Origin of the sequence: Achromobacter sp. Marseille-Q4954 (assembly GCF_943737025.1) — a bacterium.
Taxonomy (GTDB): domain Bacteria; phylum Pseudomonadota; class Gammaproteobacteria; order Burkholderiales; family Burkholderiaceae_B; genus Achromobacter; species Achromobacter bronchisepticus_A.
The window spans coordinates 2,357,811-2,375,979 of the sequence record NZ_CALSFQ010000001.1 but is presented as its reverse complement, the minus strand read 5'-3'; the positions used below and the strand labels follow the sequence as shown (position 1 = coordinate 2,375,979).

At 63.0% G+C, this 18,169-nt stretch carries 27 protein-coding genes; 20 read left to right on the top strand and 7 right to left on the bottom strand.

Annotation, left to right across the window (positions count from 1 at the left end; all coding sequences use genetic code 11):
- Positions 1 to 5: 5 nt before the first annotated feature.
- The 5 genes from NGK62_RS11160 to NGK62_RS11140 are packed head-to-tail and all read right to left on the bottom strand — an operon-like array spanning position 6 to position 4,626.
- Positions 6 to 1,016, bottom strand: coding sequence for a branched-chain amino acid ABC transporter permease (locus NGK62_RS11160; RefSeq protein ID WP_059379394.1), 1,011 nt, complete (start codon positions 1,014 to 1,016; stop codon positions 6 to 8).
- Positions 1,013 to 1,762 (bottom strand): ABC transporter ATP-binding protein, encoded by a 750-nt coding sequence (locus NGK62_RS11155; RefSeq protein ID WP_059379395.1) that lies wholly within the window; start codon positions 1,760 to 1,762, stop codon positions 1,013 to 1,015. The genes NGK62_RS11160 and NGK62_RS11155 overlap by 4 nt, the downstream gene beginning before the upstream one ends.
- On the bottom strand, positions 1,759 to 2,529 hold the full coding sequence (locus tag NGK62_RS11150) for an ABC transporter ATP-binding protein (protein ID WP_059379396.1): 771 nt from the start codon (positions 2,527 to 2,529) through the stop codon (positions 1,759 to 1,761). Before NGK62_RS11150 ends, NGK62_RS11155 begins: the two co-directional genes overlap by 4 nt.
- Positions 2,530 to 2,544: 15 nt before the next feature.
- Positions 2,545 to 3,717, bottom strand: coding sequence for a substrate-binding domain-containing protein (locus NGK62_RS11145; protein WP_118933127.1), 1,173 nt, complete (start codon positions 3,715 to 3,717; stop codon positions 2,545 to 2,547).
- A gap of 12 nt (positions 3,718 to 3,729) precedes the next feature.
- Positions 3,730 to 4,626 (bottom strand): alpha/beta fold hydrolase, encoded by an 897-nt coding sequence (locus NGK62_RS11140; RefSeq protein ID WP_118933126.1) that lies wholly within the window; start codon positions 4,624 to 4,626, stop codon positions 3,730 to 3,732.
- A gap of 168 nt (positions 4,627 to 4,794) precedes the next feature.
- Here NGK62_RS11140 and NGK62_RS11135 point away from each other — a divergent pair, with 168 nt between their 5' ends.
- Positions 4,795 to 5,754 (top strand): AraC-like ligand-binding domain-containing protein, encoded by a 960-nt coding sequence (locus NGK62_RS11135; RefSeq protein ID WP_059379399.1) that lies wholly within the window; start codon positions 4,795 to 4,797, stop codon positions 5,752 to 5,754.
- 97 nt (positions 5,755 to 5,851) lie between these two features.
- Here the strand turns inward: NGK62_RS11135 and NGK62_RS11130 are convergent, their stop codons facing one another.
- Complete coding sequence (locus NGK62_RS11130) at positions 5,852 to 7,279, bottom strand: NAD-dependent succinate-semialdehyde dehydrogenase (RefSeq protein WP_118933125.1); 1,428 nt, start codon at positions 7,277 to 7,279, stop codon at positions 5,852 to 5,854.
- A gap of 147 nt (positions 7,280 to 7,426) precedes the next feature.
- Between NGK62_RS11130 and NGK62_RS11125 the strand changes: the two genes are divergently transcribed.
- From NGK62_RS11125 to rplQ, 19 genes are all read left to right on the top strand, one after another.
- Positions 7,427 to 8,224 (top strand): aspartyl/asparaginyl beta-hydroxylase domain-containing protein, encoded by a 798-nt coding sequence (locus NGK62_RS11125; RefSeq protein WP_251879572.1) that lies wholly within the window; start codon positions 7,427 to 7,429, stop codon positions 8,222 to 8,224.
- A gap of 353 nt (positions 8,225 to 8,577) precedes the next feature.
- The gene (gene rplN, locus NGK62_RS11120; RefSeq protein WP_006216531.1) at positions 8,578 to 8,946 is read left to right on the top strand and encodes a 50S ribosomal protein L14; all 369 of its coding nucleotides are present in this window, start codon (positions 8,578 to 8,580) and stop codon (positions 8,944 to 8,946) included.
- A gap of 11 nt (positions 8,947 to 8,957) precedes the next feature.
- Positions 8,958 to 9,278, top strand: coding sequence for a 50S ribosomal protein L24 (gene rplX / locus NGK62_RS11115; RefSeq protein ID WP_006389623.1), 321 nt, complete (start codon positions 8,958 to 8,960; stop codon positions 9,276 to 9,278).
- Positions 9,279 to 9,290: 12 nt separating this feature from the next.
- A complete protein-coding gene (rplE, locus tag NGK62_RS11110; protein ID WP_054457265.1) occupies positions 9,291 to 9,830 on the top strand; it encodes a 50S ribosomal protein L5 in 540 nt (179 codons plus the stop codon).
- A 12-nt stretch (positions 9,831 to 9,842) separates the two neighbouring features.
- Positions 9,843 to 10,148 (top strand): 30S ribosomal protein S14, encoded by a 306-nt coding sequence (gene rpsN, locus NGK62_RS11105; RefSeq protein ID WP_006216527.1) that lies wholly within the window; start codon positions 9,843 to 9,845, stop codon positions 10,146 to 10,148.
- 10 nt (positions 10,149 to 10,158) lie between these two features.
- Positions 10,159 to 10,554: a 30S ribosomal protein S8 gene (gene rpsH / locus NGK62_RS11100; protein ID WP_006216525.1), complete on the top strand. Its 396-nt coding sequence runs from the start codon at positions 10,159 to 10,161 to the stop codon at positions 10,552 to 10,554.
- Between the two features lie 12 nt (positions 10,555 to 10,566).
- Complete coding sequence (gene rplF, locus NGK62_RS11095) at positions 10,567 to 11,100, top strand: 50S ribosomal protein L6 (RefSeq protein ID WP_054457262.1); 534 nt, start codon at positions 10,567 to 10,569, stop codon at positions 11,098 to 11,100.
- 21 nt (positions 11,101 to 11,121) lie between these two features.
- Positions 11,122 to 11,487, top strand: coding sequence for a 50S ribosomal protein L18 (rplR, locus tag NGK62_RS11090; protein WP_013397004.1), 366 nt, complete (start codon positions 11,122 to 11,124; stop codon positions 11,485 to 11,487).
- 15 nt (positions 11,488 to 11,502) lie between these two features.
- Entirely contained in the window at positions 11,503 to 12,024 is a 522-nt protein-coding gene (gene rpsE, locus NGK62_RS11085; protein ID WP_013397003.1) for a 30S ribosomal protein S5, read from the top strand.
- Positions 12,025 to 12,027: 3 nt separating this feature from the next.
- Positions 12,028 to 12,213 carry a 50S ribosomal protein L30 gene (rpmD, locus tag NGK62_RS11080; protein ID WP_006216520.1) on the top strand — a complete coding sequence of 62 codons (186 nt, stop codon included), beginning with the start codon at positions 12,028 to 12,030 and terminating at the stop codon, positions 12,211 to 12,213.
- A gap of 9 nt (positions 12,214 to 12,222) precedes the next feature.
- Positions 12,223 to 12,663, top strand: a complete 441-nt coding sequence (gene rplO / locus NGK62_RS11075; RefSeq protein WP_059379401.1) for a 50S ribosomal protein L15 — start codon at positions 12,223 to 12,225, stop codon at positions 12,661 to 12,663.
- A gap of 14 nt (positions 12,664 to 12,677) precedes the next feature.
- Entirely contained in the window at positions 12,678 to 14,003 is a 1,326-nt protein-coding gene (secY, locus tag NGK62_RS11070; protein WP_013397001.1) for a preprotein translocase subunit SecY, read from the top strand.
- An 8-nt stretch (positions 14,004 to 14,011) separates the two neighbouring features.
- Positions 14,012 to 14,230: a translation initiation factor IF-1 gene (gene infA, locus NGK62_RS11065; RefSeq protein ID WP_003806927.1), complete on the top strand. Its 219-nt coding sequence runs from the start codon at positions 14,012 to 14,014 to the stop codon at positions 14,228 to 14,230.
- Positions 14,231 to 14,264: 34 nt separating this feature from the next.
- A complete protein-coding gene (rpmJ, locus tag NGK62_RS11060) occupies positions 14,265 to 14,378 on the top strand; it encodes a 50S ribosomal protein L36 (protein WP_003806928.1) in 114 nt (37 codons plus the stop codon).
- A gap of 43 nt (positions 14,379 to 14,421) precedes the next feature.
- Positions 14,422 to 14,787, top strand: a complete 366-nt coding sequence (gene rpsM, locus NGK62_RS11055; protein WP_006216517.1) for a 30S ribosomal protein S13 — start codon at positions 14,422 to 14,424, stop codon at positions 14,785 to 14,787.
- 15 nt (positions 14,788 to 14,802) lie between these two features.
- On the top strand, positions 14,803 to 15,204 hold the full coding sequence (gene rpsK, locus NGK62_RS11050; RefSeq protein ID WP_006216516.1) for a 30S ribosomal protein S11: 402 nt from the start codon (positions 14,803 to 14,805) through the stop codon (positions 15,202 to 15,204).
- Positions 15,205 to 15,215: 11 nt separating this feature from the next.
- Entirely contained in the window at positions 15,216 to 15,839 is a 624-nt protein-coding gene (gene rpsD, locus NGK62_RS11045; RefSeq protein ID WP_054457258.1) for a 30S ribosomal protein S4, read from the top strand.
- A gap of 215 nt (positions 15,840 to 16,054) precedes the next feature.
- Positions 16,055 to 17,041: a DNA-directed RNA polymerase subunit alpha gene (locus NGK62_RS11040; RefSeq protein WP_006216514.1), complete on the top strand. Its 987-nt coding sequence runs from the start codon at positions 16,055 to 16,057 to the stop codon at positions 17,039 to 17,041.
- Between the two features lie 184 nt (positions 17,042 to 17,225).
- Entirely contained in the window at positions 17,226 to 17,618 is a 393-nt protein-coding gene (gene rplQ, locus NGK62_RS11035) for a 50S ribosomal protein L17 (RefSeq protein ID WP_006389635.1), read from the top strand.
- 72 nt (positions 17,619 to 17,690) lie between these two features.
- On the opposite strand, the gene NGK62_RS11030 is transcribed toward rplQ, so the two are convergent.
- Positions 17,691 to 18,128 (bottom strand): HIT family protein, encoded by a 438-nt coding sequence (locus NGK62_RS11030; protein WP_059379403.1) that lies wholly within the window; start codon positions 18,126 to 18,128, stop codon positions 17,691 to 17,693.
- Between the last annotated feature and the right edge of the window lie 41 nt (positions 18,129 to 18,169).

Sequence of the window (18,169 nt, the reverse complement as noted above, 5' to 3'; positions counted from 1 at the left end):
AGTTCCTAGCGATTCGTGACCGGATACACGCCCTGCGGCCGCCACAACAGGATGGCGACCATCAGCGCAATGTTCGAGAACAGGGCGGCCTTGGGCAAGAGGAAGCCGGTGTAGTTGGCCATCAGCCCAACCAGCAAGGCGCCGATCAGGCAGCCCACGGTCGACCCCAGGCCGCCGATCATGATGACGATGAAGATCAGCACGTTCACCTGCGCGCCCAGCTGCGGCACGACGGATTGCTGGTACATGCCCCACAGCACACCGCCCAGTCCCGCCAGCATCGAGCCGGCCACGAACACGCCGACGAACAGATGACGGATGCGGTAGCCCAGGCTTTCCACCATCTCGCGGTCCTCGACGCCAGCGCGGATCAGAAGGCCCAGCTTGGTGCGGTTGAGCAACCACAGCATGCCGCCCAGCACCAGCAGGCCGGTCAGCAGGGCGACGATGCGGAACTTCTCGATGGCGGCATCGCCCAGCAGGAACGCGCCGCGCAGCGCCTCGGGCAGCGGCAGGGAAATCGTCTGCGGACCCCACAGCATCTTGATGATCTCTTCGCCGATGATCATGCCGCCCATGGTGATGAGGATCTGCTTCAGATGCTGGCCGTAGACGGGGCGCACGATGACGCGTTCGAACGCCAGGCCCACGGCGCCCGCGACCAGCATGCCTACGATCATGGCGGGCAGCACCGCGCCCAGGTTGATCCACAGGCTGCCCGACTGCGTCCAGTCGGCCATGGAGCCCAGCACGGTCGCGGCCATGTATGCGCCGATGGCGATGAAGAGGCCGTGGCCGAAGTTCAGCACGTCCATCAGGCCGAACACCAGCGTCATGCCCGAGGCCACGATGAAGATGATCATGCCCATGGCCAGCCCCGCCAGGGTCAGGGTGACCCAGGTGGAGAAGGATCCGACCAGGGGCAGGGCCAGCGCGGCCAGGGCCAGCACCAGGAGGACAGGACGCAGGTCCGCGCGTACGCGCGGCAGCGGGGTATCGAGTTCGAGCGTGCTCATTGGTGGCTTCCCAGCGACAGGCCCAAGAGGCGCGTCTGTAGTTCGTCGTCCGCGGCCAGTTCGGCCATGCCGCCCGCGTGGACGACGCGGCCGTTGTCCATCACGGCGACGTGATCGCCGACCAGGCGCGCGAAGTTGAAGTTCTGCTCGACCAGCAGGATGGTGGTGGACGCCTGCTTCAGTTCGATGAAGGCGTCGATCATGTTCTGGATGATGGCGGGCGCCAGGCCTTTGCTCGGCTCATCCACCAGCAGCAGCCGGCGCGGCTCGATGATGGCGCGCGCCACGGCCAGCATCTGCTTCTGCCCGCCCGACAACTTGCCGGCGGGATGCAGCCAGAACTTCTTCAATGCAGGAAAGAAACCGAAGATCCATTCCAGCCGCGCCGTATCCAACTGGCTGGCATTCCTGGCCTGGCGCGCCGCCAGCAGGATGTTCTCCTTCACGGACAGGTCGGCGAAGATGCCCATGTTCTCCGGCACGTAGGCCATGCCCAGGCGCGCCATGTCGGGCGGCGAGGTGCGCGTGCCGGGGCCGCCGACGGGCGCGCCGTCAAAGCTCACCTGGCCTTGCGACGCCCGCCACAACCCCATGATGGTGCGCAGCGTGGTGGTCTTGCCGGCGCCGTTGCGGCCCAGCAGCATGGTCACGGCCGCCGGCGCGACGGCCAGATCCACGCCGTGCAGGATGTGGTACGCGCCGATATGCGTATGCACGTTCTTCAATTCCAGCAGCGCTTGCGTCATGCCGCCTTCTCCACTGGACTCACGCCCAGATAGGCCTGCTGCACGATGGGCGAGGCGATCACCGTCGCCGGGTCGCCGTCGGCCATCAGCTGGCCGTTGTGCAGCACCACGATGCGGTCCGCCAGTTCCCGCACCACGTCCATCTTGTGCTCCACGAGCAAGATCGTCTTCGACGGATCATTCTTGAGTTCGCGGATCAGTTCCAGCACGACGGGCACGTCGTCCACGCTCATGCCTGCCGTGGGTTCGTCGAACATGAAGACCTGCGGTTCCAGCGCGATCAGCATGGCGATCTCCAGCTTGCGCTGGTCGCCGTGCGGCAAGTCGGCGGCAGACTGGTCACGGCGCGCAGACAGGCGGGTGCGTTCCAGCAGCGCGTCGGCGCGTTCGATCAGGCCGCGGTCGTCGCTCCAGGTGCGCCAGAACCGGATCTGGCGCCAGCCCATGCCTTGCTGGCGCGATTGCAGGGCCAGGCGTACGTTCTCATGCACGCTCAGGCGCGGAAACAGCTGGGTCAGCTGGAAGGCTCGGCCCAGCCCCGCATGCATGCGCGCGGGCGCGGCCAGCGGCGTCAGGTCGCGCCCGTTCAGGCGCACCGTGCCGGCACTGGCGCGCAGCTGGCCGGAGATCAGGTTGAAGTAGGTGGTCTTGCCCGCGCCGTTCGGGCCGACGATGGCGGTCAAGGTGCCAGGCGCAAAGCTGCAGCTGACTTCGTTGACCGCCACGTGTCCGCCGAAACGGATCGTGAGCGATTGGGTTTCCAGCATGGATGGGCAGCGCGCTCAGCGTTTGTTCTGAATCGGCACCGACATCTGGTCCGGCGTGATTTCCTTGACCAGGTCCTGCACGGCCCACGGCACCGACGGATCATTCTTGATGCGGAAGTGGTACATGGACTGCATGGCCTGGTGGTCTTCGGGACGGAAGGTCATCTTGCCCTTGGGCGTCTCGAAGCTCATGCCTTCCATGGCCTTGATCATCGTGTCGGTATCGGAATTGCCGTTGGTCTTGGCCAGCGCGGTGGCGATCGCGATGCCCGAGGCCATGCCGCCCGCGGTGAAGAAGTCCGGCGGCTGGCCGTAACGCTTCTGGTGTTCGGCCACCAGCCAGTCGTTGATCGGATTCTTGGGAATGCCGTAGTAGTAATAGGTGGCGCCTTCCATGCCGGCCAGCGATTTCAGCGGCGTCATCGCGGCCAGCGTGTTGCCGCCGGTGGCGATCTCGATGCCGAAGCGCTTGGGATCCAGATCGGCGATCTTGAACGGATTGCCCGCGCCCGCCCACAGGATGAAGATGATCTTGCGGCCCGGCTTGTCCTTGAGCGCATCGAACAGGCGCTGCGCGCCAGCCGTGAAGTCGGTGGCGTTGGCCGGCAGGTATTCCTCGTGCACGATCTTGGCGTTCTTCAAGGCGCCCTTGAACGCCTTCACGCCGTCGCGGCCGAAGGCATAGTCCTGCGCCAGCATGGCGATCGACGTGCCGGCCTGGTCGAAGGCGACCGCATTGGCGATGGCGTCCTGCGACGAGTTGCGGCCGGTGCGGAAGATGTACTTGTTCCACTTGTCGCCGGTGATCGAATCCGCCACGGCAGGCTCGACCAGCAGGATCTTTTCGTATTCCTCGGCGATGGGCAGCATGGCCAGCGCGACGCCGGACGAGGTGGGGCCGACGGCGATGTCGGCGTTGTCGTCCGCATAGGCCGAGGCCAGCTGGGCGCGCGCCACGTCGGGCTTGCCCTGGTTGTCCTTTTCGATCACGCGGATCTTGCGCCCGGCGACCGTCATGGTGCCTTGCGTCGCATATTCCAGCCCCAGCATCAGGCCGTTCTGAGTTTGCTTGGCGTAGGCCTCCAGCGGACCGGTCTTGTCGTAGACGTGGGCCACGACGAAGTCTTTCGCCGCGATGGCGGAATTCATGCAGAGGCCGGCGAGCGCGGCGAGCAGGACGCGTTTCATGGGAGTCTCCTGTTATTGGGGGCGGTCAGCCGCCGTGTGATCCGGCGTGGCAAGGAATAGGCGGATGGCGTCGATCTGGGGAGCGACGTTCAGGGCGGGGGCGTGGCCGCAATCGGGGAAGTCGATGCGTTGCGCGCGCGGCCCGCGGCGGGTCATGGCGTCGGCGACTTCGGGCAGCAGCAGGTCCGAATCGGCGCCGCGCAGCAGCAGCAGCGGCATGCGCAGCGAGTCGTAGCCGCTCCAGCGGTCGTAGTCGGCGGGATGGTCGTTGAACTGGCCGACGATGGCCGGGTCATAGTGCAGTGTGATCCGGCCGTCCGGCAGCCGGCGTACGGATGTTTCGGCCATCCGGCGCCATTGTTCGTCGCTTTGCCAGCCGTAGGGCTTGTAGGCGACGCGCAGCCAGGCTTCCAGCTCCGTGACCGTATCGAAGGCCGGCGGCGCGCCGACATAGGCCACGATGCGGTCGATCGCGGCCTGCGGCAGTTCGGGCCCGATGTCGTTGACGACCAGGTGCGAGATCCGGTCGCGCAAGGTGGTGGCGGCAGCGTGCATGCCGGTGGCGCCGCCCATGGACGTCCCCACCCAGCGCACGCGGTCCAGCGACAGCCCGTCCGCCAGGGCGCGGGCCAGCGTTGCATAGAAGTCCAGCTGGTACTCGGCGACCGGGTCGGGGCTCCATTGCGACAGGCCCCGGCCGATCGCGTCCGGACAGATGATGCGGTAGTCGCCGGCGAGCGCTTGCGCCAGATCGTCGAAGTCGCGGCCGGTGCGTGCCAGCCCATGCCACATGATGATGGGGGGCGCGTCCGCCGCGCCCCATTCGGTGTAATGCAGCTCGCGGCCTGCGCAGCGCAAATAGCGCGAAGCCGGCGCGTGGCGGCCGGCTGGTGCGGGCGCTGGTGCCATGAGTCTCCTCCCGGGTTGTCCAGGTTGTGTGCTTATCGGGCTGAATATAGACTTGCGCCAAGCGCGCCTTCAAGGCGCCAGACGCCCCGCAGCAGGGTGAGTCAAGAATATGTAGACGCAGGATCACGAGCGCCCGGCCGCGGCGCAGGCGTCCAAGGAGACTGAACCATGTCCGATACGGAATTCGCCATTTCGGCCAGCGCTGGCGCTGACCGGCGCGACGAATGGCGCGCGGCGTTGTCGCACGCGTTCGGTCCCTTCGAGGTGCATGGCGGCGGGCCCGACAGCTTCGCCGGGCATGTGCGCTATGCGCGGCGGGGCAGCCTGCAGTTCAACGATCTCCATTACCAGGGGCAGAAGCTGGAGCGCACCGCCGGCAACGTGTCGCGCCTGGATCAGGAGTTCTATACCTTTGGTCTGCCGCTGGCGGGACCCCTGGCCGTGCAGCAGCAGGGGCGAGAGTTCCAGGTCGAACCCGGCTGCGTCTATCTGATGAACCAGAGCCTGCCCTACCAGGCCACGGCGCAGGGCGCGGCGGGCTACCGCAGCCTGAGCGTGTCCTTTCCGCGCAGTGCGCTGTTGCAGCGCGATTCCCGCGTCGGCGCTTTCTACAAGCTGCGCGTCGATGACGGTTCGCCGCGAGGCGCCTTGCTGGCCAGCTACATGGACCACTTGTTCAAAGGGGTGGACGGCTGGTCGGATGTCGAAGCGGCGGAACTGGGCGAACGCCTGATCGACCTGATCGTGCTGTTCCTGGTGCAGTCAGGCCAGGGGCAGGTGTCGGAGTCGGACAGCAGCGTCACGCTGGCGCATCGGCAGCGCGCGCTGGCCTACATCCGCCAGCATCTGGCGGATCCGGCCCTGTCGCCGCAGCAGGTGGCGCAGGGCTGCGGCTTGTCGGTGGCCTATCTGCACCGCATCGCGCGTGCGGGCGGCCTGTCGGTGGAATCCTTCATCTTCGACCAGCGGCTCGACAAGTGCCGCGAACTGTTGTTGAACCCGCAGCACAGCCACCGCAGCATTGCCGAACTGGCCTATCAGGTGGGCTTCTCGCACCCCTCGCATTTCAGCCGCCTGTTCAAGCGCCGCTTCGGCATGACGCCGCGCGACCTGCGGGCAAGTTCCTGAGCGGCCTTCTGCCGCGAACTGCCCGGCCCGGTTCCCCCGGCGTGAGGCATAAAAAAAGCCCCGCAAAATCCTGCGGGGCTTTTTTGTCACTGCCAGGTCAGATGTGCGTAATGAATTTCGTGACCAGGTAGCCGTCGAACGTTTCCAGGCCGCCTTCGCTGCCGATGCCGCTGTCCTTGATGCCGCCGAAGGGCGTCTCGGCCAGGGCGCTGCCGAAGTGGTTGATGTTGACCATGCCGGCTTCCAGGCCGTTGGAGACCTTGGTGGCCGTCTGCAGCGAGTTCGTGAACACGTAGGACGACAGGCCGAAGGGCAGGCTGTTGGCGCGGCGCAGCACTTCATCGGTATCCGTGAAGCGGACCACCGGCGCGACCGGGCCGAAGGGCTCCTCGGTCATCAGCATGGAGTTGTCGGGCACTTCGGTCACGACCGTGGGGGCGAAGAAGAAGCCCTTGCGGTCCAGCGGGCCGCCGCCGACCACCACCTTGCCGCCGTGCTTCTTGGCGTCGTCGATGAAGGCGCTCATGGCGGGGACGCGGCGCTCGTGTGCCAGCGGACCCATGTCGGTACCGGCTTCCAGGCCGTCGCCGACCTTGATGTTCTTCAGCACTTCCGAGAAGCGCGCGAGGAACTGCTCGTAGGCGCCGTTCTGGACATAGAAGCGGGTCGGCGACACGCACACCTGGCCGGCGTTGCGGATCTTGAACTTGGCCAGCATGGTGGCGGCGCGGTCGATGTCGGCGTCGTCGAACACCAGCACGGGCGAGTGGCCGCCCAGTTCCATGGTGACGCGCTTCATGTGGGCGCCGGCCAGCGCGGCCAGCTGCTTGCCCACCGGCACGGAGCCGGTGAACGACACCTTGCGCACGATGGGCGAGCGGATCAGGTAGTCGGAGATCTTGGCGGGTTCGCCCCAGACGATGTTCAGGCAGCCCTTGGGCAGGCCGGCGTCGTGGAACATGCGGGCAATGGCCATGACGGCGCTGGGCGAGTCCTCGGGGCCCTTCAGCACCACCGTGCAGCCGGCGCCGATGGCGGCGGCGATCTTGCGGATGGCCTGGTTGTACGGGAAGTTCCAGGGCGTGAAGGCAGCGCAGACGCCTATCGGTTCGCGCACCACGATCTGGCGCACGTCAGGATTGCGCGGCGGGACCACGCGGCCGTAGATGCGGCGGCATTCCTCGGCGTGCCAGTCGGCGTGTTCGGCGCAGGAGGTGACTTCGCCCACGGCTTCCGCCAGCGGCTTGCCCTGGTCCAGCGTCATGTTGCGGCCGATTTCCTGGGCGCGTTCGCGCGACAGCGTCGCGACCTTGCGCAGGATGGCCGAGCGGTCCATGGGAGAGGATTTCTTCCACGACTCGAACGCGCGCTGGGCGGCGGCTAGCGCCCGATCCAGATCCGCTTCGGTGGCGTGGGGCAGCTGGCCGAGAACTTCCAGCGTGGCCGGGTTGATGACGTCCTGGGTGCGCCTGCCCTCTCCGGCGACGAATTCGCCGTCGATATACAGCGCCAACTGTTCATACATGCCTGTCTTCCCTTGCGAAATAGGAGTGGATAGCGATCACTGTCGCCCACTCCAGTCTAAACCAGCTTGTCGGCGGCGGGGAGGGCCAATGCCCGGCCGCGCATTGGAGCCAATATGTCGGCGCAAGTCTTGCATGCGCGCGCCGGCATGGACAAAATGGTGCATCTTTGGCTGTCTATCGGGCTAATTATTGTGCAACCCGTCGATGCGCGTCCGCCCAGCAAGCCCAGTTTCTACTCGCGCGTCTTTTTCCGCTTCATAGACTGGTTGCGCAACCGCATCGCCCAGGCCTCGCTGGTCGGCGACCGTCCCATTTTCGACAACAGCCAGTTCCCCTGGGTCGCCGCGCTCGAGGCAGAGGCGCCCGCCATCCGCGCCGAGCTGGCCGGCCTGCTCTCCGAGCGCCAGTATCTGCCCGCCTTCCATGAGATCTCCCCCGACGTGGGCCAGATCACCTCGGACGATCAATGGAAGACCTTCGTCTTCATGGGCTACGGCTTGCGCTCCGAGCGCAATCTGGCGCGCTGCCCGGCGACCGCCCGGGCGCTGCAGGGAATCCCTGGTATCCGTACGGCGTTCTTCTCCATCCTGGAGGCCGGCAAGCGCATCCCCCTGCACACGGGTCCGTACAACGGCGTCCTGCGCCTGCACCTGGGACTGGTGGTGCCGGAACCGGCCGAGCAATGCTGGATCGAGGTCGGAGGTGAGCGTTACAGTTGGCGGGAAGGGCGGGCGGTGGTGTTCGACGACCTCTACCCGCATCAGGTCCACAACGACACCGCCGGACTGCGCGCAGTGCTCTTCGTGGACTTCGAGCGCCCCTGCCGCGTTCCGGTAAAATGGCTCAACCGCCTGGTGCTCATGGCCGCCCCGTTCACGGACGAGATCCGTCGCGGCAAGGCCAACCACGATGCCTGGGAAAAGGGCTACTACCGCCAGAAATAGGGGGCAGATAGCCTCGGTCCACCCCGGTCACGGGGAAAGCGTGGCTTTTGTGGGTTATCCACACAAAGTGCTTGCGCTCAAAAATTAACCACGTTAGAATTATCAGCTTTCCCAGATTGTCGATCGAGTTGGCCCGCGCCTATGCAGGTTAGCCCGACGTGTTGGGGGAATACCCGCAGGATTTCAACCCAGGGTCGTTGCGTTGCCAACCAGTTGCGTGAGTAGGGCGAAAGCTCCAGACATGCCAACACTAAAGCAGGGCGGCAGACCTGACGGGACCAAAACTGGCAGGAATTGCAGTGTTCCCTTGTTGGGAAAACCGTATTTCCAGTTAAGTTGGAACAGGAAAAATCATGATCCAAATGCAGACCACGCTGGATGTGGCCGATAACACTGGTGCGCGTCATGTCATGTGCATTAAGGTGCTCGGTGGCTCCAAGCGCCGTTATGCCGGTATCGGCGACATCATCAAGGTGAGCGTCAAAGATGCGGCTCCGCGCGGACGCGTCAAGAAAGGCGAAATTTACAATGCCGTGGTGGTTCGTACCGCCAAGGGCGTGCGCCGTAAAGACGGTTCGCTGATTCGTTTCGGTGGCAATGCCGCCGTGTTGCTCAACGCCAAGCTGGAGCCCATCGGCACCCGCATCTTCGGACCCGTTACGCGTGAACTGCGTACCGAGAAGTTCATGAAGATCGTGTCGTTGGCCCCGGAAGTGCTGTAAGGAGCCCTACGATGAACAACATTCGTAAAGGCGACGAAGTCATCGTCCTGACCGGCCGCGACAAGAAGCGTCGCGGTACCGTGCTGGCGCGCGTCGATGCCGACCACGTTCTGGTCGAAGGCGTCAACGTCGTCAAGAAGCACGTGAAAGCCAACCCGATGGCTAACAACCCGGGCGGGATTGTCGAAAAGACCATGCCGATTCACATCTCGAACGTCGCGCTGTTCAACCCGGCCACCGGCCGCGGCGACCGCGTGGGCGTGCAAGAAGTCGAAGGCCGCAAGGTTCGCGTGTTCCGTTCCAATGGTGCCGTTGTCGGCGCCAAGGCGTAAGGGGCGATAGACATGTCTCGTTTGCAAGATCTCTACAAGAGCAAGGTCGCTGCCGACCTGCAAGCCAAGTTTGGCTACAAGAGCACGATGGAAGTGCCGCGCATCACCAAGATCACCCTGAACATGGGTGTGTCGGAAGCGGTGTCGGACAAGAAAGTCATTGAGCACGCTGTTGGCGACCTGACCAAGATCGCCGGCCAGAAGCCCGTCGTGACGAAGACCAAGAAGGCTATCGCCGGGTTCAAGATCCGCGAAAACTACCCGATCGGTTGCATGGTCACGCTGCGCGGTCAACGCATGTACGAATTCCTGGATCGCCTGGTGGCGGTTGCGCTGCCTCGCGTGCGCGACTTCCGCGGCATCTCGGGTCGTGCGTTCGACGGCCGTGGCAACTACAACATCGGGGTGAAAGAGCAGATCATTTTCCCCGAAATCGAGTACGACAAGATCGACGCGCTGCGTGGGCTGAACATCAGCATCACCACCACCGCGAAGACCGACGAAGAAGCCAAGGCGCTGTTGACGGCCTTCAGCTTCCCGTTCCGTAACTAAGGGGCTGATGACGTGGCTAAACTTTCCCTCATCAATCGCGACATCAAGCGCGCCAAGCTGGCTGACAAGTTCGCCGCCAAGCGCGCTGAGTTGAAGGCGATCATCGACGACCAGTCGAAGACCGACGAAGAACGTTACCAAGCTCGGCTCAAGCTGCAACAGCTGCCGCGCAATGCCAACCCGACGCGTCAACGTAACCGTTGCGTGGTCACCGGTCGTCCGCGCGGCGTGTTCCGCAAGTTCGGCCTGACGCGCCACAAACTGCGTGAAATGGCGATGAAGGGTGAAATCCCCGGCATCACCAAGGCCAGCTGGTAGGAGAAACAATATGAGCATGAGCGATCCCATCGCCGATATGCTGACCCGCATTCGCAATGCGCAGCAAGTGGACAAAGTTACGGTGAGCATGCCCTCCTCGAAGCTGAAGGCGGCCATTGCCGCTGTGCTGAAGGACGAAGGCTACATCGACAGCTTTGAAATCAAGGGCACCCAGGCCAAGCCTGAGCTCGAGATCACCCTGAAGTACTACGCTGGCCGTCCGGTCATCGAGCGCATCGAACGCGTTTCGCGCCCCGGTCTGCGTATCTACAAGGGCCGTACCAGCATTCCTCAGGTCATGAACGGCCTGGGCGTGGCTATCGTTTCGACCTCGCGCGGCGTCATGACCGACCGTAAGGCTCGCGCCAACGGCGTCGGCGGCGAAGTGCTGTGCTACGTGGCCTAAGGAGAAATTCGAATGTCACGTATCGCTAAGTATCCGGTCGAACTGCCCAAGGGTGTTGAAGCCAACATCCAGCAGGATCAGATCACCGTCAAGGGCCCGCTGGGCTCCCTGACCCAAGCCCTGACCGGCGACGTCACGATTGCGTTGGACAATGGCAAGCTCACGTTTGCCGCCGCCAACGACAGCCGTCACGCCAACGCCATGTCGGGTACCGTGCGCGCTCTGGTGGCCAACATGGTCACGGGCGTGAGCAAGGGCTTCGAGCGCAAGCTGACCCTGGTCGGCGTGGGTTACCGCGCATCGATCCAAGGCGACGCCGTTAAGCTGCAGCTCGGTTTCTCGCACGACGTTTTGCACCAGTTGCCGGCCGGTATCAAGGCCGAGTGCCCGACCCAGACGGAAATCGTCATCAAGGGCGCCAACAAGCAAGTCGTCGGTCAGATGGCCGCTGAAATCCGCGCGTACCGCGAACCCGAACCCTACAAGGGCAAGGGCGTGCGTTACTCGGACGAACGCGTCGTCATCAAAGAAACCAAGAAGAAATAACGGCGCACGCAAGGACGAATCATGGACAAAAAAGTTTCCCGTTTGCGTCGTGCGGTTCCGACCCGCCGGAAGATCAACGAGCTGCGCGTTCATCGCCTCTCGATTTTCCGCTCGAACCAGCACATCTACGCCAACATCATTTCGCCGGAAGGCGATCGCGTTCTGGTCAGCGCCTCGACGGTCGAAGCCGAAGTGCGCGCGCAACTGGCCGGCCAAACCGGCCAGGGCGGCAACAAAGCCGCTGCGTCGCTGGTTGGCAAGCGCGTGGCCGAAAAGGCCAAGGCTGCCGGTATCGAACTGGTCGCTTTCGATCGCTCGGGCTTTCGTTACCATGGCCGCGTGAAAGCGCTGGCCGATGCCGCGCGTGAAGCCGGCCTGAAGTTCTAAGCGAGGATCTGTCAAATGGCTAAAGTACAAGGCAAGAACGCCGCGGAAAAAGAGAACGATGACGGCCTCCGCGAAAAGATGATCGCGGTCAACCGCGTGAGCAAAGTGGTCAAGGGTGGTCGCACCATGAGCTTTGCCGCGCTGACCGTGGTTGGCGATGGCGATGGCCGCATCGGCATGGGTAAGGGCAAGGCGCGTGAAGTGCCGGTGTCCGTTCAGAAGGCTATGGAACAGGCCCGTCGCGGCATGTTCAAGGTCGCTCTGAAGAACGGCACGCTGCACCACACCGTGGTTGGCAAGCATGGCGCCGCTACCGTGCTGATCTCGCCCGCTGCTGAAGGTACCGGCGTTATCGCCGGCGGCCCGATGCGCGCTATTTTTGATGTGATGGGTGTGCGTAACGTGGTTGCCAAGAGCCTGGGCTCGAGCAACCCCTACAACATGGTTCGCGCCACGTTGAACGGCCTGCGCGCCTCCATGACCCCGGCTGATGTTGCTGCCAAGCGCGGCAAGTCGGTCGAAGAAATCCTGGGGTAAATCATGGCTCAGAAGCAGATCAAAGTGACCCTCGTGCGCTCGGTGATCGGTACCAAGCAATCGCACCGTGACACGGTTCGCGGTTTGGGCTTGGGCCGTATCAACAGCAGCCGCGTGCTGGTCGATACGCCCGAGGTGCGTGGGATGATCCGTAAGGTGGATTATCTCGTTTCCGTCTCGGAAGCCTAAGGAATCACCATGTCGGATATGCAACTTAATTCGCTGAAGCCCGCCGAGGGCAGCAAGCACGCCAAGCGCCGCGTCGGCCGTGGCATCGGTTCGGGTCTGGGTAAGACCGCCGGCCGTGGTCACAAGGGTCAGAAGTCGCGTTCGGGCGGTTTCCATAAGGTTGGCTTCGAAGGCGGTCAAATGCCGCTGCAGCGTCGTCTGCCCAAGCGCGGTTTCACCCCGCTCGGCCAGCACCTGTACGCCGAAGTCCGTCTGTCGGACCTGCAAGCCCTGCCCATCGACGAAGTCGACGTGCAAGTGCTGAAGGCCGCTGGCGTGATTGGCCAGGCGGTTCGTTTCGCCAAGGTCATCAAGTCGGGTGAACTCTCGCGCAAGGTCGTGCTCAAGGGCATTACCGCGACGGCCGGCGCTCGCGCCGCCATCGAAGCCGCGGGCGGCTCGCTTGCTTGATCACGAGGTGACGAGTGGCTAACGCGCAGGCATTGGGCAAAACCGGAGCACGGTACGGCGATCTGAAGCGCCGCCTCGTGTTCCTGGTGCTCGCCCTGGTGGTTTACCGTTTGGGTACACACATCCCCGTGCCGGGCATCAACCCGGATGCGCTGGCGGACTTGTTCCGTCAGAACCAGGGCGGGATCCTGGGCCTGTTCAACATGTTCTCGGGCGGGGCGCTCTCGCGCTTCTCGATTTTTGCCCTGGGGATCATGCCGTACATTTCGGCATCCATCATCATGCAGCTGATGTCTGTGGTGGTGCCGTCGCTGGAATCGCTCAAGAAAGAGGGCGAAGCCGGCCGTCGGAAGATCACCCAATACACCCGCTACGGCACGGTCGTGCTGGCGCTGGTGCAGGCTGTGGGCATTTCGGTAGCGTTGGAGTCCCAGCAGGGACTGGTGATCGATCCGGGCATGCTGTTCCGCTTTACGACCGTCGTGACCTTGGTCACCGGCACCATGTTCGTCATGTGGCTGGGTGAGCAAATCACGGAACGTGGTCTGGGCAACGGGATTTCCATCCTGATCTTCGCAGGTATCGTTGCGGGTCTGCCCGCGGCGCTGGCTGCACTGTTGGACCTGGTCCGCACCAACTCGATGTCCGTGCTTTCGGCACTGTTCATCGTGGCTCTGGTGGTGCTGGTTACCGCTTTTGTGGTGTTCGTGGAACGCGGACAGCGCAAGATCACGGTGAACTACGCCAAGCGTCAGGTCGGCAACAAGGTCTACGGTGGTCAAAGCTCGCATTTGCCGCTGAAGCTGAACATGGCAGGGGTGATTCCGCCGATCTTCGCATCGTCGATCATTCTGTTCCCGGCCACGATCACGAGCTGGTTCTCCAGCAGTGAGAACATGCGCTGGCTTAGCGACCTGGCTGCGGCCCTGTCGCCTCGTCAACCGCTCTACATCACGCTGTACTCGGTCGCGATTATTTTCTTCTGCTTTTTCTACACGGCTCTGGTGTTCAACAGCCGCGAAACGGCGGACAACCTGAAGAAGAGTGGTGCGTTTGTTCCGGGCATCCGTCCGGGCGAACAAACAGCGCGCTACATCGACAAGATCCTGATGCGTCTGACGCTCGCAGGTGCCATCTACATCACGTTGGTGTGCCTGTTGCCGGAATTCTTGGTGATGCGCTGGAACGTTCCCTTCTACTTCGGTGGTACGTCCCTGTTGATTATTGTGGTGGTGACGATGGATTTCATGGCGCAGGTTCAGGCCTACATGATGTCTCACCAGTACGACTCGTTGCTCAAGAAGGCTAACTTCAAGGGCGCGGGTTTGCCGATGCGGTAAGCAAAAGAATGTCCAAGGACGACGTCATTCAGATGCAAGGCGAGGTTCTTGAGAACCTCCCGAACGCGACATTTCGCGTCAAGCTCGAAAACGGCCACGTGGTGTTGGGCCATATTTCCGGCAAGATGCGTATGCATTACATCCGGATCCTGCCGGGTGACAAGGTCACAGTGGAGCTCACGCCCTATGATCTGACGCGAGCCAGGATAGTTTTCCGCTCCAAATGAGCGGAACCGGATTACGGAAAATTAGGAGTCAACCATGAAAGTAATGGCATCGGTTAAGCGGATCTGCCGCAACTGCAAAGTTATCAAACGTCACGGCGTGGTGCGCGTTATCTGCACCGACCCGCGTCATAAGCAGCGTCAAGGCTAACCCGGGTTAGCGACTACGCAACAGATTTATTCAAGGAATAGTCATGGCCCGTATTGCTGGCATTAACATCCCGCCGCAACAGCACGCCGAGATCGGACTGACCGCCATTTTTGGCATCGGTCGTACGCGCGCTCGCAAGATTTGCGAAGCGGCAAACGTACCCTTTGACAAGAAGGTCAAGGATCTGAACGACGCTGAATTGGAACGCGTCCGCGAACATGTTGGTCTGTTCACGGTTGAAGGCGACCTGCGTCGTGAAGTACAGCTCTCGATCAAGCGTTTGATCGACCTGGGAACCTACCGCGGTATGCGTCACAAGCGCGGTTTGCCCGTGCGCGGCCAGCGCACTCGCACCAACGCCCGGACCCGCAAGGGCCCGCGTCGTGCTGCTGCGTCCCTGAAGAAATAATCGAGGAACTGGATTATGGCGAAAGCTTCCACCAGCGGCGCTTCGCGCGTGCGCAAAAAGGTCAAGAAGAACGTCTCGGACGGCATCGCGCACGTTCACGCTTCGTTCAACAACACCATCATCACCATCACCGATCGTCAGGGCAACGCGCTGTCGTGGGCCACGTCGGGCGGTGCTGGTTTCAAGGGCTCGCGCAAGTCGACCCCGTTCGCCGCGCAGGTCGCTGCTGAAACGGCTGGCCGCGTCGCGCTGGAGTACGGCATCAAGACGCTGGAAGTGCGTATCAAGGGCCCCGGTCCTGGTCGCGAATCGTCGGTCCGCGCTCTGAACGCGCTGGGCATCAAGATTTCGTCCATCGCCGACATCACGCCCGTTCCGCACAACGGCTGCCGTCCGCCGAAGCGTCGTCGTATCTAAAGGGAATCCACATGGCTCGTTATACTGGACCCAAATGCAAGCTCTCGCGTCGCGAGGGTACTGATCTGTTCCTGAAGAGCGCCCGCCGCTCGCTGGATTCCAAGTGCAAGCTGGATTCCAAGCCTGGCCAACACGGCCGCACTTCGGGTGCCCGCACTTCCGACTACGGTCTGCAACTGCGCGAAAAGCAAAAGCTCAAGCGCATGTACGGCGTGCTGGAAAAGCAATTCCGCAAGTACTTCGCTGAAGCTGAGCGTCGCCGTGGCAACACCGGCGAAACGCTGATCCAGCTGCTGGAATCGCGCCTGGACAACGTCGTCTACCGCATGGGCTTCGGCTCGACCCGCGCCGAAGCTCGCCAGCTGGTGAGCCACCGCGCCATCGAACTGAACGGCCACACGGCTGACATCGCTTCGATGCTGGTCAAGGCTGGCGACGTCGTGTCGGTCCGCGAAAAGGCCAAGAAGCAAGGCCGCATCAAGGAATCGCTCGACCTGGCCACCAGCATCGGCATCCCCCAGTGGGTGGAAGTCGATACGACCAAGTTGACCGGTACGTTCAAGTCGGCCCCCGATCGCGCTGACGTCGCTCGCGACATCAACGAATCGATGGTCGTCGAACTGTACTCGCGTTAATCAGGCCTGCCGGCGCTACCTTCGCAAGGCGCCGGCGAGCTGGTCTCGCGACCCGTTTGCACGTCCCGCAGCAGCCCGCTTTTCGCCTTCAGGCGGAGCGGGCTTTGCGGTAAGTATCGGCCGGTGTTTTTCGCATCGTCCGCGTTTCAAGTTTCACCCTGTCCATCAGCCTTATCGGTGTAACGAGCCGAGGGTATTGAAAAGGAACACAGTAAATGTCCACTCAAGGTTTCCTGAAGCCGCGCTCCATTGAAGTCGAGCCGGTCGGCACGCACCATGCCAAGATCGTGATGGAGCCGTTCGAGCGTGGCTACGGTCACACGCTGGGCAACGCCCTGCGCCGCATCCTGCTGTCTTCGATGACCGGCTACGCGCCGACCGAAGTCCAGATGACGGGCGTGGTGCACGAATACTCGACCATCCCGGGCGTTCGCGAAGATGTCGTCGACATCCTGCTGAACCTGAAGGGCGTGGTCTTCAAGCTGCACAATCGCGACGAAGTGACCCTGGTTCTGCGCAAGACCGGCGCGGGCACCGTGCTGGCCAGCGACATCGAGCTGCCGCACGACGTCGAGATCATCAACCCCGGCCATGCCATCTGCAACCTGACGGACGCAGGCAAGCTGGAAATGCAGATCAAGGTTGAAAAGGGCCGTGGCTACGTGCCGGGCAACGTGCGCGCGCTGTCGGAAGACCGCACCCACACCATCGGCCGCATCGTTCTGGACGCTTCGTTCAGCCCGGTCCGCCGCGTGAGCTACGCGGTTGAAAGCGCCCGTGTGGAACAGCGTACCGACCTGGACAAGCTGGTCCTGGACATCGAAACCAACGGCGTGATCTCGCCCGAGGAAGCGGTGCGCCAGTCGGCCCGCATCCTGATGGACCAGATCTCGGTCTTCGCCGCCCTGGAAGGCGCTGGCGATTCGTACGAAGCCCCGGTCCGCGGCACGCCGCAGATCGATCCGGTGCTGCTGCGCCCGGTCGACGACCTGGAACTGACCGTGCGTTCGGCCAACTGCCTGAAGGCCGAAAACATCTACTACATCGGCGACCTGATCCAGCGTACCGAAAACGAGCTGCTCAAGACCCCGAACCTGGGTCGCAAGTCGCTCAACGAGATCAAGGAAGTCCTGGCCGCACGCGGCCTGACGCTGGGCATGAAGCTCGAAAACTGGCCCCCCCTGGGCCTGGAGCGTCCCTAAGTCTTGAAAGGGTGCCGCCTCTGAAAAGAGGCGGTTCCCGCAGGCAGCCGGCCTTGCGCCGGCCAGTTTGCGAAACCGTCGTAAAATGCACCGTTTTCTACCGGACCGCGGCCTGATTGCAGGTTGATAGAAGAGCCGGCAACCCGATGGCTGACGCCATCTTTAGATTCAAAGGAAACTTATCATGCGTCACGGTAATGGCTTGCGTAAGCTCAACCGCACCAGCAGTCACCGTCTTGCCATGTTCCGCAACATGGCCGTTTCGTTGATCACCCACGAAGCCATCAAGACCACGCTGCCGAAGGCGAAAGAATTGCGCCGCGTCATCGAACCCCTGATCACGCTGGGCAAGGAGCCCACGCTCGCGAACAAGCGTCTGGCTTTTGCCCGTCTGCGCGATCGCGATGCGGTGGTGAAGCTGTTCGCCGAAATCGGCCCGCGCTACGCGGCTCGTAACGGCGGCTACACCCGCGTGCTGAAGATGGGCTTCCGTCAAGGCGACAACGCTCCCATGGCTTTCATGGAACTGGTTGACCGTCCGGAAGTCGATGAAGCCGCTGAGGACAGCGCCGAATAATTTCGGTAGCTCGATAAGCGACAAGGGCGGGTCTTCGGACCCGCCCTTGTTTTTTTGTGCGGCCGCCGCGCGTTACGAGGCGTGCAGCTCGCCGCGCAGTTGCGCGGCTGTCGCGGCCAGCGCCTCGGCTGCGGGCTGGGGCGGCATCTTGAAGGTCAGGTCCTGCTGCTCGATGTACTGGGTGGACGTGACGTCCTGCGGATGATGCATGGGGATGACGTGGGCGTGCGCATGCGCCACGTGGATGCCGGTGAAGGCGAAGCCCACGCGCTCGACGTCATACAGGCGCTTCATGTGGCGTCCGAGCTTCTGGCCCAGGTTGAGGATGCTGCCCGCCAGGTCGGCCGGCATGTCCTCGTAATAGGGATAGTGCTGCTTGGGGATGATGAGCACGTGCCCGGGGCGCACCGGGTGGATATCGAGAAAGGCCAGCAGGCGTTCGTCTTCGTGGATCACGTGCGCGGGGATTTCGTGACGGGCAATGCGGCAGAACAGGCAGTTATCGGACATGCGTGCCTCGGTGGGTGCGGGTGGCATGGCGGCGCGTTCTG